The sequence below is a fragment of the Nocardioides sp. WG-D5 genome (assembly GCF_054031175.1).
Genome location: NZ_CM132928.1, coordinates 5,539,073 through 5,554,821 on the forward strand (window position 1 = coordinate 5,539,073; position 15,749 = coordinate 5,554,821).

Here is a 15,749-nt window from a genome sequence, read left to right on the forward strand (position 1 = left end):
TGTCGAACGCGATGGCTCAAGCGGCGCAACAGGAGAATCCCATGTCCTACCTTCCGGGCAACGCGGCAAATCAAGGCGTCTGTTCTCGCGTGATGAGCTGGGGCCCACCGAGTCGACTGTCGAAGGCATGGATGGCGTTCGGCTTGTCCGGGGAGGGTTTGGATGGCGTCTGGTGAGTCGCGCCACTCTGTGTCGGTCAAAGATGTCGCGGGGGCCGCCGGTGTGTCATTGGGCACGGTCTCCAACGTGCTCAATCGGCCAACTCTGGTCAGCGCAAAAACACGCGCACTGGTTGAGGCCGCGATGCGCGACCTCGGGTTCGTCCGCAACGAGTCAGCCCGTCAACTCCGCGCGGGGTCGAGCAGGACGCTGGGATACGTGATGCTGGACGCTGGGAACCCGTTCTTCGCTGACGTCGCGCAGGGCATGGAAGAGGCGGCCGAGGCGGCGGACCTGGCGCTCTTGTTATGTAACAGCGGGCAGCGACCGGCACGAGAGAATGTGCATCTGGAATTTCTCGAGCAGCAACGAGTTCAAGGAATCCTCATCACCCCGGTGAACCCTGACGCACCCGGCCTGTTGGAGATTCAGCTCCGTGGGACCCCGCTCGTCGTCGTCGACCGCACCCGATCAGACTCCTCACTGTGCTCCGTCGCTGTCGACGACTTCCGCGGGGGCGCGTTGGCGATCGAACATCTCCTTGAGCGAGGGCACGACCGGATCGCGTTCGTTGGCGGCCCGATGTCGCTCGGCCAAGTACAGGACCGCCTTGCCGGCGCGCGTGCGGCCTGGGCAGATGCCGGTCGGCCCAGCAGTGCACTGTCGGTTATCTCCTCCGACAAGATGGATGTCGGTAGCGGTCGCCTCGCCGTTGGGTGCATGGGTCGCCTACCACGCGCGGAACGGCCGACCGCCGCCTTCTGCGCAAACGACTTGGTCGCCTTGGGACTTCTCCAGAGCGCCATCGGCCATGGCATCAACGTTCCGACCGACCTCGCAATCGTCGGATATGACGACATCCAGTTCGCGTCAGCCGCTGCGGTGCCCCTCACATCGGTCCGTCAACCGAACGTTGAGATAGGTCGCGCCGCCGCAGAGCTCGCGTTGGATGAATCCAGAAACCCCGACCATGTGCACGCACAGATCAAGTTCACTCCGGAACTGATCGTGCGAGACTCCACTCAATGACCGAAATGGCTGACGGTCGAGGATCAGGCTCCGGTCCCAGATGCACTCGACCGGCGGCGCGTAGGCGTTCTTAGCCAGTTGGTCGATACGGGGGAAGCGAAGGTGGGCGCCCCTACAACCGCGGGTCGACGTGGATCTTTGGACCTGGTCCCGCGCCGCCCGGCGGGCGCCCGGCCAGTACTGGGCCGATGTCGCCAAGTCCAAGGGTCGCGGCAACGAGCGGCCGTGGGTCGACTGCTCCAGTTGCGAAGGAGTGAATGGCCGAGTCGAGCCCAGGCGAAGCACTTAGGATCCCCACAGCCGTGATGTCGCCCAAGACCAGGTCACGGGTGTCGACGAGACTGGGCTCTCCGGCCAGCCCGATGTACACCAGGCGGCCGGCGGGCTCGACGAGTTCGATCGCAAGTGCAGGCAGGCGCGGCGCGTTGCTCGCGTCGACGACCGCGTCGAACGGCAGCCGCGGCAGGCCGTCCGCATCCCACGCATTCGTGAACCCAAGACTCCGCACGAAGTCGAGAGACGCGGATTCAGCACCAAGCACATGCACCTCGACGCCCGCAGCCCGCAGGAACATGGCGGTGAGCAGCCCGATCGTGCCCGGACCCATCACGAGCACTCGTTCCTCCCCATTGGACGAAGCCGCTTGCGCTGCTCTGAACGCGTTCCCGCCCGGCTCGATCAGCGCGCCCAACGTCGGATCCACGGCATCCGGCAATGCTCGCAACGCCACCGCAGGAATCGCGACATATTCGGCGAGCGCCCCTGGCCGCCCGTCGCGGACACCAACCTCCTGGCGTGCCCCGCACACGTGATGGTGACCACGCTGGCAGCGGCGGCACTTGCCGCAGCCAATCATGGTGTCGCCAGTAACCCGTCGACCGGTCCAGGTCGGATTCACGCGCCTGCCTACGTCAACCACCGAGCCTGTCCATTCGTGGCCGAGCCGAAGAGGGAATGTCGTGTGTCCTTCTTCGAGGTAGGCCATCGTGCCGGCGAAGAGTTCCATGTCGGTTCCACAGACGCCGACACGCTCAACGGCGACGACGACCTCGCCCTCTGCCGCCTCCGGCGTCGGAACATCACGAACCTCGGCAACACCCGGGGCGGGCACGACCAGGGCGCGCATGGTCGTCATCGACACCCGATGACACGCTGACGCTGGGTGCCCAGCCCGGTGATGCCGAGCTCCATGACGTCGCCCTCCTGGAGCCAGATCTGCGGCTGGAAGCCCATCCCTACACCTGGCGGTGTGCCGGTGTTGATGAGGTCGCCGGGCTCGAGAACCATGAACTGGCTGATGTAGTGCACGATGAACCACGGATCGAAAATCATGGTCGACGTAGAGCCGTCCTGGCGCCGCGTTCCGTTGACGTCGAGCCACATATCCAGGGCGAGGACGTCGACCTCGTCGGGCGTGGCCAGCCAGGGGCCTGCAGGGTTGAAGGTCTCCGACGACTTTCCTTTGAGCCATTGCCCGCTGCGCTCGAGCTGGAACGCACGCTCGCTGACGTCATTCACAACGAGAAAGCCTGCCACAGCAGCCTTGGCCTCCTCGACTGAGTCCAGGTAGCTCGTGCGGCGCCCGATCACGATGCCAAGCTCAACCTCCCAATCAGGCTTGGTAGCGCCACGTGGAAGGCGGACATCGTCGTTCGGGCCGACAAGCGTGTTGGGGGACTTGGTGAAGAGGATGGGTTCCTCGGGCAACGCCTGGCCTGTCTCAGCGGCGTGGTCGCTGTAGTTGAGGCCGACGCAGATGATCTGGTGCGGGCGTGCTATCGGGGCGCCGATCCGCGAATCGTCGAACCTGGACGTCAGGCCCTGGGTGAGCCGCTCGGCGACGATGGGGCGGATACGGTCGAGACCACCAGACCCGAAGAAGGTCTCGTCGAAGTCGGCGGTCACATCGCTCAGGTCGACGTAAGCATCCTCCCCGACGCGTGCCACGGGTCGCTCTGCTCCGGGCGCTCCAATGCGCATCAACTGCAAAGTCGTTCACTCCTGGAAGTTATGGCCCGTCGGCGGGCGTCAAGCCCGATGGGCCCTCGGATGACCTAGAGTATTGTTTGTTCCAAATAGTAGGCCGCCATTCCAGAAAGTGAAATATGCCGTGAGTGACTTGCGCAGTGCAGGGTGGTACGCCGGATCCGACCGCAACGCCTACATCCACCGCGCGTGGATGCGTCGGGGTGCGCCCGCCGATGCGTTCGACGGTCAGCGACCACAGATCGCCGTAGCAAACACAGCCTCGGACCTCACTCCCTGCAACGCCCATCTGTCAGAAGTCGCCCGTTCGGTGCGCGACGGCGTCTTCGAGGCAGGCGGAATCCCTCTCGAGCTACCCGTTGTCTCGCTCGGGGAAACCCAGGTGAAGCCGACCGCGATGCTGTGGCGCAACATGGCCGCCATGGCGGCCGAGGAGATGTTCCGAGCCAATCCCATCGACGGCGTCGTACTCCTCGGCGGATGTGACAAGACGATCCCCGCTCTGCTCATGGCTGCCGCATCGGTTGATCTGCCTGCTGTTGTGGTTCCGGGCGGTCCCATGCTGACCGGGACCTTCAGAGGGACCCCACTCGGGTGTGGCACGGATGTCTGGCGTCTGAGCGAAGAGGTGCGAAGCGGAACCCTCTCGGTTGAGGAGTTCACACGCTCAGAGTCCTCAATGATTCGCAGCCGTGGCCACTGCAACACGATGGGCACCGCCTCCACCATGGCGTTTGTCGCCGAAGCGCTCGGCATGGTGATGCCGGGCCTTGCCGGAACACCGGCTCCTGACAGCCGACTTCTCGAGGGTGCTCACGCCACCGGCCGCCTCGCCGTGGAACTCATTGCTTCTGGCCGGCGGCCGAGCAGCGTCATCACCCGCGCCTCATTCCACAACGCCATCGTCGCTCTCGCGGCCATCGGTGGTTCGACAAATGCCGTCGTGCACCTGCTGGCTCTTGCCGGACGGCTTGGCATCACCCTCAGCCTGGAGGATTTCGACACGATCGGTGCCGACGTTCCTCTCCTCGTCGACCTGCAGCCCTCCGGTCGTTTCCTCATGGATGACCTGTTCAGAGCGGGTGGGCTTCTCGCGGTGCTACGTGAGGTCGAGGACCTGCTCGACCCAACTGCCTTCACGGTCACAGGAAAGCCCCTCGTCGAGCACCTTGTCGATGCACAGGCGTGGGATCGCGAGGTCATCCGACCACGCCAGCAGCCGCTGCAGGACCACGCCGGTATTACGGTCCTGCGCGGCAACCTCGCACCGGAGGGTGCCATCATCAAGCACTCCGCCGCCTCGCCAGAACTGCTACATCACCGGGGAGCCGCGGTCGTCTTCGACAGCATCGAAGACTTCCGCGCCCGCATCGACGACCCGGACCTGGAGGTCGACGCATCATCTGTCCTCGTCCTTCGGGGTTGCGGCCCCAAGGGCTATCCGGGAATGCCCGAGGTGGCCAATATGCCGCTACCAGTGAAGCTGCTGGAGCAAGGCGTGCGTGACATGGTCCGGATCTGTGACGGACGCATGAGCGGAACCGCGTACGGCACGGTCGTACTTCACGTCAGTCCCGAGGCAGCAGCCGGAGGGCCTTTGGCGAAGGTGCGTACCGGTGACGTGATCGAGCTTGATGTGTCCGAAGGCCTGCTCCAGGTAGACGTCCCTGAAGAAGAGCTCGCTGCTCGCGAGGCAAGCTCCGCCGCAGCGGCTGCCTACGCCGCGCCCACGCGGGGCTGGACGAAACTGTATGTTGATCACGTTCAGCAGGCTCACACCGGCGCGGACCTCGACTTCCTCGTGGGATCGACCGGCTCTGAGGTCGCGCGTGAGTCTCATTGAGGGGTCGCGCGACAACGTTGGGTCGTCTTTGCCTGGCGGACTTCTTTCCGCTTTGGACGCCGCTGTTCCCGGCGGCGTCGCGGCCCGGCTGACCGACCGGCTCGCCTACGCCCATGACGCATCGCACTACCTCAAGGTGCCCCAGGCTGTAGTCGCGCCTCGGAGCGCGAGCGAGGTCGCGGACCTGCTTCGCGCAGCCGCACGGGACCAGTTCCATCTGACGTTTCGCTCGGGTGGCACGAGCCTGAGCGGTCAGGCCTCAACCAGCGGCGTCCTGGTCGACACGCGGCGACATTTCCGCCGGATCGACGTCCTCGACAATGGGGCGCGAGTGCGCGTCGAACCCGGCGCGACCATCCGGGCGGTCAATGCGCGACTCGCGCAGTACGGCCGCCGATTAGGTCCGGACCCGGCAAGTGAAGTGGCATGCACTGTCGGTGGAGTGATCGCGAACAACTCCAGCGGGATGGCCTGTGGCGTGCACGCCAACGCTTACCGCACACTGGAATCGGTGATCCTCGTGCTGGCACATGGCACGGTCATCGATACGGCCGACGTCGATGCCGATCAGCGCCTCCGTCGATCAGCGCCCGACATCTACGACGGACTCCTCGAGCTTCGGGCGCAAGTCGTCGGCAACCAGGCTTCCCTCGCCACGATCAAGCGGCTCTACTCGATCAAGAACACGATGGGTTACGGCGTCAACGCACTCGTCGACTTCGATCGTCCGATCGACATCCTCGCTCACCTCGTGGTCGGTAGCGAAGGCACCTTGGCTTTCGTCGCCGAGGCCACGTTCCGGACCGTTGACGCGCACGCTCACGCTGCGACCGGGCTGCTCGTGTTTCCCACGCTGGAGGCCGCGACAGCATCACTGCCGGCCGTCGTCGACTCCGGCCTGGCGACGGTCGAACTGCTCGATGCAAGGAGCCTGCGGGTGGCGCAACGCGACTCCGGCGCAGACGCACTCCTGCGCACGGTCGATGTCGACCAGCACGCCGCCCTGCTGGTCGAGCATCAGCGTGGGAGTCACGAAGAGCTGATGGACCTCGTCTCGGCCACGGGCGACCTGGCAGCAAGTCTGCCCCTGGTCAAGCCTGCCGAACTGAGTACGGATTCCGCTCGGCGCGCGGGCTTGTGGCGCACTCGGAAAGGCTTGTACGCCGCGGTGGCGGGAGCACGGCCGTCAGGCACGACGGCGCTGTTGGAAGACATCGCTGTCCCCGTCGACAATCTACTCCCCACGTGCGCTGCACTCGTTGGCATGTTCGATCGGTATGGCTACGAGGAGAGCGTGATCTTCGGGCATGCGAAGGACGGAAACATCCACTTCCTCCTGAACGAGCGTTTCGGCGAACCCGAGATGATCGGTCGGTACCACGACTTCACCGAGGAGTTGGTCACGCTCGTCCTGGACAACGAAGGCACCCTCAAGGCCGAGCACGGGACCGGCCGGGTCATGGCGCCATACGTCCGACGCCAGTACGGTGACGAGCTCTACGATGTGATGCGCGGAATCAAGACCCTCCTTGATCCCGGAAATCGTCTCAACCCCGGTGTCCTCCTCGACGAGGACCCGATGGGTCACATTGTCGACCTCAAGATCTCGCCTTCCGTCGAAGATGAAGTCGACCGATGTGTGGAGTGCGGGTACTGCGAACCCGTCTGCCCGAGCCGTGACCTCACGACCACGCCACGCCAGCGCATCGTCCTCCGCCGAGAGATGGAGCGCGCGCGACATGCTGGCGACACCGACACGGTTCGCCAATTGCAGGAAGAATACGAGTACGACGGCATCGAAACGTGCGCCGTTGATGGCATGTGCCAGACCGCATGCCCAGTCCTCATCAACACCGGTGACCTCGTACGCCGCCTTCGGACCGATAGCGCCGGGAGGATCGAGCAGGCGGCCTGGCGCACCGCCGCGCGTCACTGGGATGGCACAACGCACGCTGCATCGCTGGGCATGACCGCGGCCAAGACCGCGCCGTCCCTCACTCGAACCGTCACCGAGGCCGGCCGCGCGGTACTCGGGGCGCAACGCGTCCCCGAGTGGTCCACCGAACTTCCGCGGGGAGGGGCACGCCGTCAGGCTCGGGCGTCTGGCGGCCCGAGCGCCGTCTACTTCCCATCCTGTGTGACCACGATGTTCGGACCTGCCGTCGGTCAACGAGGCGTGCGAGACGCTCTTCTCGAGCTGTGTGAACGTGTCGGCGCCGGCATGCGGATTCCTGACGGGATCGCGTCCTGGTGCTGTGGAACACCGTGGAAGTCGAAGGGTTTGACCGAGGGCTACGAACACATGCGAAAGCTGGTCGTTCCGGCACTTTGGGAGGCCAGCGATCACGGCGCCCTGCCCGTTGTTTGCGATGCATCTTCGTGTACCGAAGGACTGCGACTCCTGACCGACATCGCCCGATCGCAGGGCCAAGACTTGACCGTCATCGACGCAGTCGCATTCGCTGACGAGGTGTTGATCCCGCGGCTGCCCGATCTGCCGAGTGGCCAGGCGATGCTGAAGCGGGTCGTCGTCCATCCGACCTGCTCATCGACACACTTGGGTATGAACGACGTACTTACCCGCGTTGCTGCCCAGGTCGGCGAAGAAGTGGTTGTGCCGTCGGAGTGGGGATGCTGTGGCTTCGCGGGCGACCGGGGCCTGCTTCACCCCGAGCTGACCGCATCGGCAACGAGGGACGAAGCACAAGCGGTTTCGCGCCTTGACGCTGAGGGCTACATCTCGAGCAACCGCACCTGCGAGCTCGGGCTCACCCGAGCGACGGGACGCCCCTACCGCCATGTGCTCGAGCTGCTCGCCGAGCGCTACGCATCAACTGCGAAGCCGACGGTAGGGGATGAATCCGGATGAAGACACCATGGCTGACCCTCGTGGTGGGCCGGCAGTGGCCGAAGCGGGCCGCCGCGCACTGGAGCGCCCGGCGTACGGGAGTCCGCCGGCTCGCATCAGGCAGCGACGTTCGGAAGATCCAGCGCCCCGCCTCGAGGCTGATATGAGCCCTCAACAGCCTCCTATGGAGCCGAGCGGAACCTATGCGCCTGACTTGGTTCGGGCGCATGCAGACACCTGGGCCTTGTCAGAAGGCCCGTGGTGGGATCAGCGGCGACAACGGCTTCTGTGGGTCGACATCCTCGGCCGATCACTCTTGGGAGGGCAGTTGCTCGACGGCGCATTGTTCGACGTCCGGGCACGAGCGTTCGACCACATGGTGAGCGCAGTCTCGACCACGCTCGACGGAACGATGATCCTCGCCGCCGAGGACCGCCTGCTCGCGATCCGCCGTGACGGATCGATCACCGAAGGCCCGAGCCTGCTGCAACCCGGGGCAGGGCGCCGTCTCAACGACGCCACGACCGATCCATGCGGGCGGTTGCTCGTGGGCTCACTTCGTATGGATGGCCCGTCGGCGACCGAATGTCTGTTCCAAGTCGACACCGACGGGTCCGTGCGAACGCTCGATGACGACCTCACGTTGTCGAACGGCCTGGCCTGGTCATCGGCTGGCGACCGCCTGTTCTCCGTCGATACGTTGAGGCGTTGCGTGTATGTCCGGGACTACGACGCGGACTCGGGAACCGCCGGTACGCGGCGTGTGCACCTCGAGCTCGAGCACGGTTTTCCGGACGGAATCGCCGTCGACGCCGACGATCATCTCTGGGTAGCGATCTGGGGAGGCGGAGCGGTGCACCGATACGACCCGACCGGCGAGCTGGTCCAACGGGTTCGAGTTCCGGCGCCTCACACGTCGTGCGTCGCCTTTGCCGGATCCGACCTGAGGACACTGGTGATCACCACCGCCCGAGCCGAACTCAGCGACGGTCAACTCGCCGCTTGGCCGCTGTCCGGCTCCATACTCACCCTGAGGGTACGAACTCGGGGGCTACCGGTATGGACCGCTACGGCGACCTGGGCAACCTAGACCCCTTCTGGTCGGCCGACTGGTGACGACTCAGTGGCCATCATGCCCACGCCAACCCTCGGGTCGCCGTCTGAATCGAATCGCGTTCGGCCCGTGGCGCAGTAGTAGGTGTTGCACTACGCTATGCGGAGTTTCATATCTCTGAGCGATATTCCAATAATTGGAACAATTGAGCCGATGCTTGGTGACTCACTCCGATCATTGGCCTGAAAGCGAAGGACAGATGGACTCACGAGCGGAAGCACGGCAGAACACAGCAGAGCGCGGAGCGGGCACCGGTAAGCGCTGGCGACTCGCCGTTGCGTCGTCAGTCGGCGCGGCAATGTCAGTAGGCCTCGCGCTGTTGCCAACCGGAGGAGGTGCGGCAGCCGCGTCGGAAGCGTGCGCCCCGAAGGCCGCCGGCCAACCCATGTGGGTGACCGCGGACTGTGTCGACCCAACCTATGGAAAGCCGGTCATCGACAGCCAGCGGGACGTCGCAGGCGACACGCCGCACCATCAGGTCACCGGCCACTTCGCGGGGACCAGTTCCCGTTTCAACATCTACCTCCCGCCGGTGGGCCAGTGGGAGGGCCGCTTCTACCAGATCGTCTATCCCCTGCAGAGTGAGAACGCTTCGCCTCGCGACATCGCTCTTGCTTTCGACAGCGGCGCCTATCGTGTACAGACCAACGGCACTTCTGGATACCGAGTCGATGCTGCCGCAGCTAAGTTCGCGAAAACCGTCGCGGCCGACTACTACGGAACCTCGCGACAGATCCACGGCTACATCTATGGCGGCAGCGGCGGGTCTTTCCAGACGATCGGTGCGATCGAGAACACAACTGGCGTATGGGATGGTGCCGTGCCGTGGATTCCCGCGGCGCCGACGTCCATCCCGAACAACTTCTTCGTCCGCGCCTTCGCCCGCATCGTCCTCGAGGACAAGGCTCCGCAGATCGGCGACGCCGTCCAGGTCGGTGGTTCGGGAGACCCCTACGTCGGGTTGACGAGCCCACAGAAGGCGATCCTGGACGAAGTGACCCGGATGGGCGTTCCGCTGCGCGCCTGGAAGAACTACCGATACCTGCTTGGGCTCGATGACGCGCAGGGCCTACTCGCGTTCGCCGGCGCTGTACGCAACTTGGACCCCACCTACGCTGACGACTTCTGGGGTGAACGCGGATACCTGGGAACCGAGCAGTCACCGTTGGGCGACATCTTCCGAGCTTCGCTGGTTGACCGGATGCCTGCAGTGACCACGGTGAACCGCAATTCCCAGGGTCAGCCGACCAGCCTTGTGCTCGAGAACGCGCCGTCGAACCCTCACATCACTCCATTCGACTTCACCGCCTATGGCCCGGACGGAACCACCAAGATCGGCGCAGTCACCGGCTCGCTCGACGCGGAAACCAAGACCCTCGCCATTGGTAGCGGCACGTCGTCCGCTGTGCTCGACGCGCTTACCGAGGGCAGCAAGATTCGGGTCGACAACCGCTGGACCCTGGCTCTGACTGCGTACCACCGCTACCAGGTTCCGAAGCGCTCTGGGCTCTATGCCTGGGACCAGTTCCGAGACGCATCGGGACAGCCGATCTACCCCCAGCGAAGCGTCGAGGTCGGCCCCACCATCTCCAAGGGTGCCGCCGGCGGCGGTACGTTCACTGGAGAGATCAACGGCAAGGTCATCGCAGTCAGCAATCTGTTGGATGTCGACGCGTTCCCGTGGCACGCGGATTTCTACGCGAGCCAGGTAAAGGCAGCTCTCGGCTCGTCTGCAGACGAAAATTTCCGGGTCTACTACAACGACAACGCCGACCACATCGGTGCACATGCGCCCGGTCTGTTCGACTACGAGGGAACCGTCGAGCAGGCGCTGCGCGACGTCAGCGCCTGGGCGGAGCGGGACGTGGCGCCCCCTGCGTCGACGCGTTACACCGTGAGTGACAGCCAGATCCATGTGCCGGCGACAGCGGTACGGCGCCGGGGTATCCAGCCGACCATCGACCTGACGGTCAACGGCCATCGTCGAATCGAAATCGAGGCAGGACAGGATGTCACCCTCAGCGCTGACATTCAGGTCCCACCAGGCGCCGGCCAGGTCATCTCCACCGAATGGGATCCGAACGGCAGTGGCACGTTCACCGCAGCGCCCTTCGGTCCGGTGCGCGGCCGAGTGAAGGTTCGGAACACCTTCTCCTACGACGAACCTGGCGTCTACATCGCGTCGCTGCGCGTCACGGCGAGCCGTGAAGGTGACCCGAGCGCACAGTTCGCACGGGTGCAGAACCTCGGGGCAGTTCGCATCGTCGTCCGCTAGGCAGGAGCCAAGAAGTGCCTGGAAGGCGTTGCGCTTCCAGGTAGGAACGTTGTTCATCGGACTAGGAGTGGGATTGGGTTCCGCCAAGCTGACGCGCGCCGCCCCGGCCGCGCCGGTTCGGCGGAACGCCCACCGCCTATGGAAGGTTGGAGATGCGTACGATCACGAGCCAGACACCGTTCACCGCGGTGCTCGCAAACGCTGAAGCGGTCACCGTCGTCAAGGAGCTCGCACCGGAAGTCTTGGACTCGCCCCTGTTGGAGCCCCTGAGCGCTGCCCCGACCGGACCTTTCCTGACTCTCGTCTTGGGCGAGAAGGACCCCCGCAGCACCGGGCTCCTCGATCGCCTGGCGCGGTTCGCGGACACCACCCCCCAGGCAGCGCAGGAGGACCCTGTCCTTCCGCGACCGGACTACGAGGACGCCGCGGTGCCGAAGGCGTCTGCGATCGTCACGGTGCCGACAGGGTCGAAGCAGAACCAGCGTGCTGAGCTGGTGATCTCGGGGCCCGCGCACGGAAACCCCTTCGTCGACGTAGAGCTCGGTGCGACATTCAGCCGGGGCGAGCAGACCTTCGCTGTCGGCGGCTTCTACGACGGAGCCGGCCGCTACCGCATCCGCTTCCTGCCTCCCGTCGCCGGTGAATGGACGTTCACGACCACATCAAACGCCCGGTCCCTCGATGGACTGCACGGCGCACTGAGCGTCGCGCCGAGCAACGCTCCAGGACCTGTACGGGTCGCCGACACGTACCACTTCGCACACGTAGACGGCTCGCCGTACGTACCCTTCGGGACTACGGCGTACGCATGGATCCATCAGAACGACGAGCTCCAGGACGCGACCGTTGCGCAGCTCAGACAGGCACCGTTCAACAAGCTCCGAATGTGCCTGTTTCCCAAGGATTACCTCTACAACACCAACGAGCCGGACCACTTCGTCTTCGAGCGTGCTGCCGACGGCGAGTGGGACACAACTCGATTCGACCTCGACTTCTTCGCCAACCTTGAGCGTCGTCTTGAGCAGCTCGAGGAACTGTCTATCCAGGCAGACCTCATCCTTTTCCACCCGTACGACCGATGGGGCTTCTCCACACTCTCCAACGCCGCCGATGAGCGGTACCTGACCTACATTGTGCGTCGGTTAGCGGCATACCCGCATGTGTGGTGGTCCATGGCCAACGAGTACGAACTTCTGGCGAAGAGCCTCGAGGACTGGGACCGGCTCGCGGAGCTGGTCCAACGCGAAGACCATGTTGGACACCTGATCTCGATCCACAATTGGGTGCAGATCTTCGACTACACGACACGCTGGACCAGTCACGCCAGCCTTCAACGAGGTGACTACGGCATCGGCAAGGAGATCGACGCTTGGCGAAAGGCGTGGCGCAAGCCTGTGCTCATCGACGAGTTCGGATATGAGGGGGATCTCGAATACGGGTGGGGCAACCTCCTTGCCCAAGAGGTCGTGCGTCGGTTCTGGGAGGGGACTCTCCGCGGCGGATACCTGACGCATGGGGAGACCTACTACGAGGAGAAGGACCTCATCTGGTGGTCCAAGGGTGGGGCCCTGCACGGCGACAGCCCTGCCCGGATCGCTTTCCTGCGCGAGATCGTTGCGGCCAGCCCGGTCGCACGCATCGATCCGCTCACCTCGAGCTTTGACGACATTCGAGGTGGTGTCGACGGGGAGTACGTGCTGATCTACTTCGGTGCCTCCCGCCCGCGATTCCGGCACGTGTCCATCCCCCAGGGCATGGTTGCGCAGATCGACGTGATCGACACGTGGGATATGACGGTCACCCCCGTGGCGGGCAACCACACTGGGACCGTCCGGGTCGAACTGCCCGCCAAGCCCTACATCACGATCAGGCTCCAACGGACACACGAGTCCGTGTAAGTGCGGACAGCCGCAAGCGCCCGCTCCGGTCAAACCGGAGAGGGCGCCTGGTGTGCCCGTAGGCACTGGTCGCTACCTATCAGTTGAGCGGGACGTCCGCGACGGCCTTGAGGTGGCTGAAGGCCTCGAGGGAGTACCGGCCGTGGTACCGGCCCATGCCGCTTTCACCGACACCACCGAAAGGCAGGCCGGGCATGAGCAGCTGCATCACCGGCTGGCCCCACGCGACGCCACCGGAGGACGTCTCGTTCAGGAGGCGCGACTTGGTGGCCTCGGACGTGGTGAAGGCGTAGAGCGCGAGTGGCTTTTCGCGTTCGTTGATGAAGGCGATGGCGGCGTCGAGGTCTTCGACTTCGACGACGGCGAGGATCGGACCGAAGATCTCCTCCTGCATGACTGGTGATGCGGGGTCGACATCGGTGAGCACTGTCGGTGCGATGAACAGGTCGTCACGGTCGTGCTGGCCTCCTACCGCGGCTTGGCCGGAGTCCAGCAGGCGAGCGAGGCGGTCGAAGTGCCGCTCGTTGATGATCCGGCCGAAGTCGGCTGCGGTCTGTGGAGTGGCGCCGAACTGAGCTTCGACGGCAGCGCCGAGGGCCGGAACCAGTGCTGCGGCAGTGGCAGGATCTGCGAGGACATAGTCGGGGGCGATGCACTGCTGCCCCGCGTTGCCGAACTTGGCGCCGACCAGCCGCTTTGCGGTTTCGTCGATGTCGGCGTCAGGTGCCACGAAGACGGGGGACTTGCCCCCGAGCTCAAGCGTGACAGGGGTGAGGTTCTTCGCTGCTGCGGCCATGACGATCCGGCCGACTGTGCCATTGCCGGTGTAGAAGATCTGGTCGAAACGCTGCTCCAAGAGGGCCGTGGTCTCCTCGGCGCCGCCCTCGACCACGGTGAGGACGTCGTCGTCGAAGTACTGGCGCAGGAGGCGTGAAGCCAGTGCTGATGTGTGCACCGAGATCTCGCTCGGCTTGGCCACCACGGTGTTGCCGGCGGCCAGTGCGCCGATGATGGGGTCGATGAGGAGGTGTAGGGGGAAGTTCCACGGAGCGATCACCAGGACGACCCCGAGCGGGTCGTACGTCGTGTAGGCCGTTGTCGTGGGACCGAAGTGGGCGGGAACCTCCACCGGGCGAGGCCGAAGCCAGCTCTCGAGGTTCGCCAATGCCTCGTCGATGTCGGCGACTGTGAAGTCGATTTCCTGCGTCTTGGCCTCGGCGGCGTTCTTCCTCAGGTCCGCCCAGAGGGCTTCGATCAGTTCCTGCTCGTTCTCGACCAGCAGGGACCGCAGCCGCTGCAACTGGTTGACGCGCCAGTCCAGTCCGCGGGTGACGCCGGTGTTGAACGTCGCACGAAGGCGGTCCACCACCTCCGCGGCCGTTTCACTCTGGTGCGTCCTCGACTCGTTGCTTGTTGTAGCGGTCATGGGATCTACTCCGTTCTTGATGCACGCCACGCCGTCGAGGGCGTTGGACTGACGTCGTGCAGATGATGTGAGGTCTTCGTGCCCGACTGCCCTCCGGTCGAGCACGGTGCCAGCATCTCGGAGTGGCTCGCATCCACCCAGGCCACGGCTTCGCGTACGTCCGCTGTGCCTACCACTGGTGGGGTCAGGATGTTGCGTGTCCGAGCGGGGATACTCGAGGCATGGAGGTTTTCCCAGAACAAGCGCACGAGGCCGACGCCAGCGCCGGGGGCGCGCGTGCTGAGCTCAGCGAGTTCCTGTCCTCCAGGCGAGCACGCCTGAAGCCCGATGACGTGGGGCTGCGGGGCTTCGGACGACACCGTCGGGTGCCAGGGCTGCGCCGCGAGGAGGTCGCGCAGTTGGCCGGCGTGTCAGTGGCGTACTACACGCGGCTGGAACAGGGCAACGGACGGAACGTGTCGGCGGAGGTCCTCGACGCCGTCGCCCGGGCGCTCAGGCTGAGCGAGGCCGAGCACGCTCACCTCACGAGCCTGGCCAAGCCGAAGCGGCAGAAGAAGAAGCCTGCCGTCCGCGCCCAGCAGGTGCGCGTCACCCTGAGGACGCTTCTGGACACCATGGAAGGCGTCCCGGCGATGGTTGTGGGACGACGCTCGGACATCCTGGCCTGGAACCGGATAGCCTCGGCGGTCTTCGGCGACTGGGCAGAGTTGCCCAAGCAGGATCAGAACTGGGCACGGCTGGTGTTCCTGAGGGCTGAGCACCGCGACCTGTTTGTAGACTGGGAGCGCAAGGCGAACGACGTCGTCGCTCAGTTGCGAATGGACGCCGGCTCTCATCCGGACGACCCCCGGCTGTCTGCCCTGGTGGGCGAACTCTCAGTGAAGAGTGAGGAGTTCCGACGTCTGTGGGCCACCCATGACGTCAGGGAGAGGTGCCACGGCGTCCAGCGCCTGCGCCACCCGCTCGTGGGCGAGCTTGACCTCCGCATCGAGTCCTTCCGCTTGGCCGATGACCATGAACAGATGCTGGTGACCTACCACGCCGAACCCAATTCCCCGTCAGCAGAGGCATTACGACTGCTGGCCAGCTGGGGCACCGACGCGACAAGCGCGGGAGCAAGGGTGTCGCCGGGACGTACGAATTGATGAAACTCCCATTGGCCCTCGAGACC

10 protein-coding genes are annotated in these 15,749 nt (G+C 64.9%); 7 read left to right on the forward strand and 3 right to left on the reverse strand.

The window, feature by feature from the left end; translation table 11 throughout:
• Positions 1–162: 162 nt before the first annotated feature.
• Positions 163–1,188, forward strand: coding sequence for a LacI family DNA-binding transcriptional regulator (locus tag ACWZJV_RS26760; protein WP_457179517.1), 1,026 nt, complete (start codon positions 163–165; stop codon positions 1,186–1,188).
• Positions 1,189–1,300: 112 nt separating this feature from the next.
• Here ACWZJV_RS26760 and ACWZJV_RS26765 read toward each other — a convergent pair whose 3' ends face one another.
• Positions 1,301–2,323, reverse strand: a complete 1,023-nt coding sequence (locus ACWZJV_RS26765; protein WP_457181996.1) for a zinc-dependent alcohol dehydrogenase — start codon at positions 2,321–2,323, stop codon at positions 1,301–1,303.
• Complete coding sequence (locus ACWZJV_RS26770) at positions 2,320–3,135, reverse strand: fumarylacetoacetate hydrolase family protein (protein ID WP_457179518.1); 816 nt, start codon at positions 3,133–3,135, stop codon at positions 2,320–2,322. The genes ACWZJV_RS26765 and ACWZJV_RS26770 overlap by 4 nt, the downstream gene beginning before the upstream one ends.
• Before the next feature lie 163 nt (positions 3,136–3,298).
• On the opposite strand from ACWZJV_RS26770, the gene ACWZJV_RS26775 reads away from it, so the two are divergent.
• The 5 genes from ACWZJV_RS26775 to ACWZJV_RS26795 all read left to right on the forward strand — a co-directional run bounded on the left by ACWZJV_RS26775 (position 3,299) and on the right by ACWZJV_RS26795 (position 13,152).
• On the forward strand, positions 3,299–5,017 hold the full coding sequence (locus ACWZJV_RS26775; RefSeq protein ID WP_457179519.1) for an IlvD/Edd family dehydratase: 1,719 nt from the start codon (positions 3,299–3,301) through the stop codon (positions 5,015–5,017).
• Positions 5,004–7,886, forward strand: coding sequence for an FAD-binding and (Fe-S)-binding domain-containing protein (locus ACWZJV_RS26780; RefSeq protein ID WP_457179520.1), 2,883 nt, complete (start codon positions 5,004–5,006; stop codon positions 7,884–7,886). The genes ACWZJV_RS26775 and ACWZJV_RS26780 overlap by 14 nt, the downstream gene beginning before the upstream one ends.
• Positions 7,887–8,049: 163 nt before the next feature.
• Entirely contained in the window at positions 8,050–8,955 is a 906-nt protein-coding gene (locus ACWZJV_RS26785; RefSeq protein ID WP_457179521.1) for an SMP-30/gluconolactonase/LRE family protein, read from the forward strand.
• Positions 8,956–9,178: 223 nt separating this feature from the next.
• On the forward strand, positions 9,179–11,254 hold the full coding sequence (locus ACWZJV_RS26790) for a hypothetical protein (RefSeq protein ID WP_457179522.1): 2,076 nt from the start codon (positions 9,179–9,181) through the stop codon (positions 11,252–11,254).
• 152 nt (positions 11,255–11,406) lie between these two features.
• On the forward strand, positions 11,407–13,152 hold the full coding sequence (locus ACWZJV_RS26795; RefSeq protein ID WP_457179523.1) for a DUF5605 domain-containing protein: 1,746 nt from the start codon (positions 11,407–11,409) through the stop codon (positions 13,150–13,152).
• Between the two features lie 79 nt (positions 13,153–13,231).
• Here ACWZJV_RS26795 and ACWZJV_RS26800 read toward each other — a convergent pair whose 3' ends face one another.
• On the reverse strand, positions 13,232–14,578 hold the full coding sequence (locus ACWZJV_RS26800; protein ID WP_457179524.1) for an aldehyde dehydrogenase family protein: 1,347 nt from the start codon (positions 14,576–14,578) through the stop codon (positions 13,232–13,234).
• 221 nt (positions 14,579–14,799) lie between these two features.
• On the opposite strand from ACWZJV_RS26800, the gene ACWZJV_RS26805 reads away from it, so the two are divergent.
• Positions 14,800–15,723: a helix-turn-helix domain-containing protein gene (locus tag ACWZJV_RS26805; RefSeq protein ID WP_457179525.1), complete on the forward strand. Its 924-nt coding sequence runs from the start codon at positions 14,800–14,802 to the stop codon at positions 15,721–15,723.
• Positions 15,724–15,749: the final 26 nt, after the last annotated feature.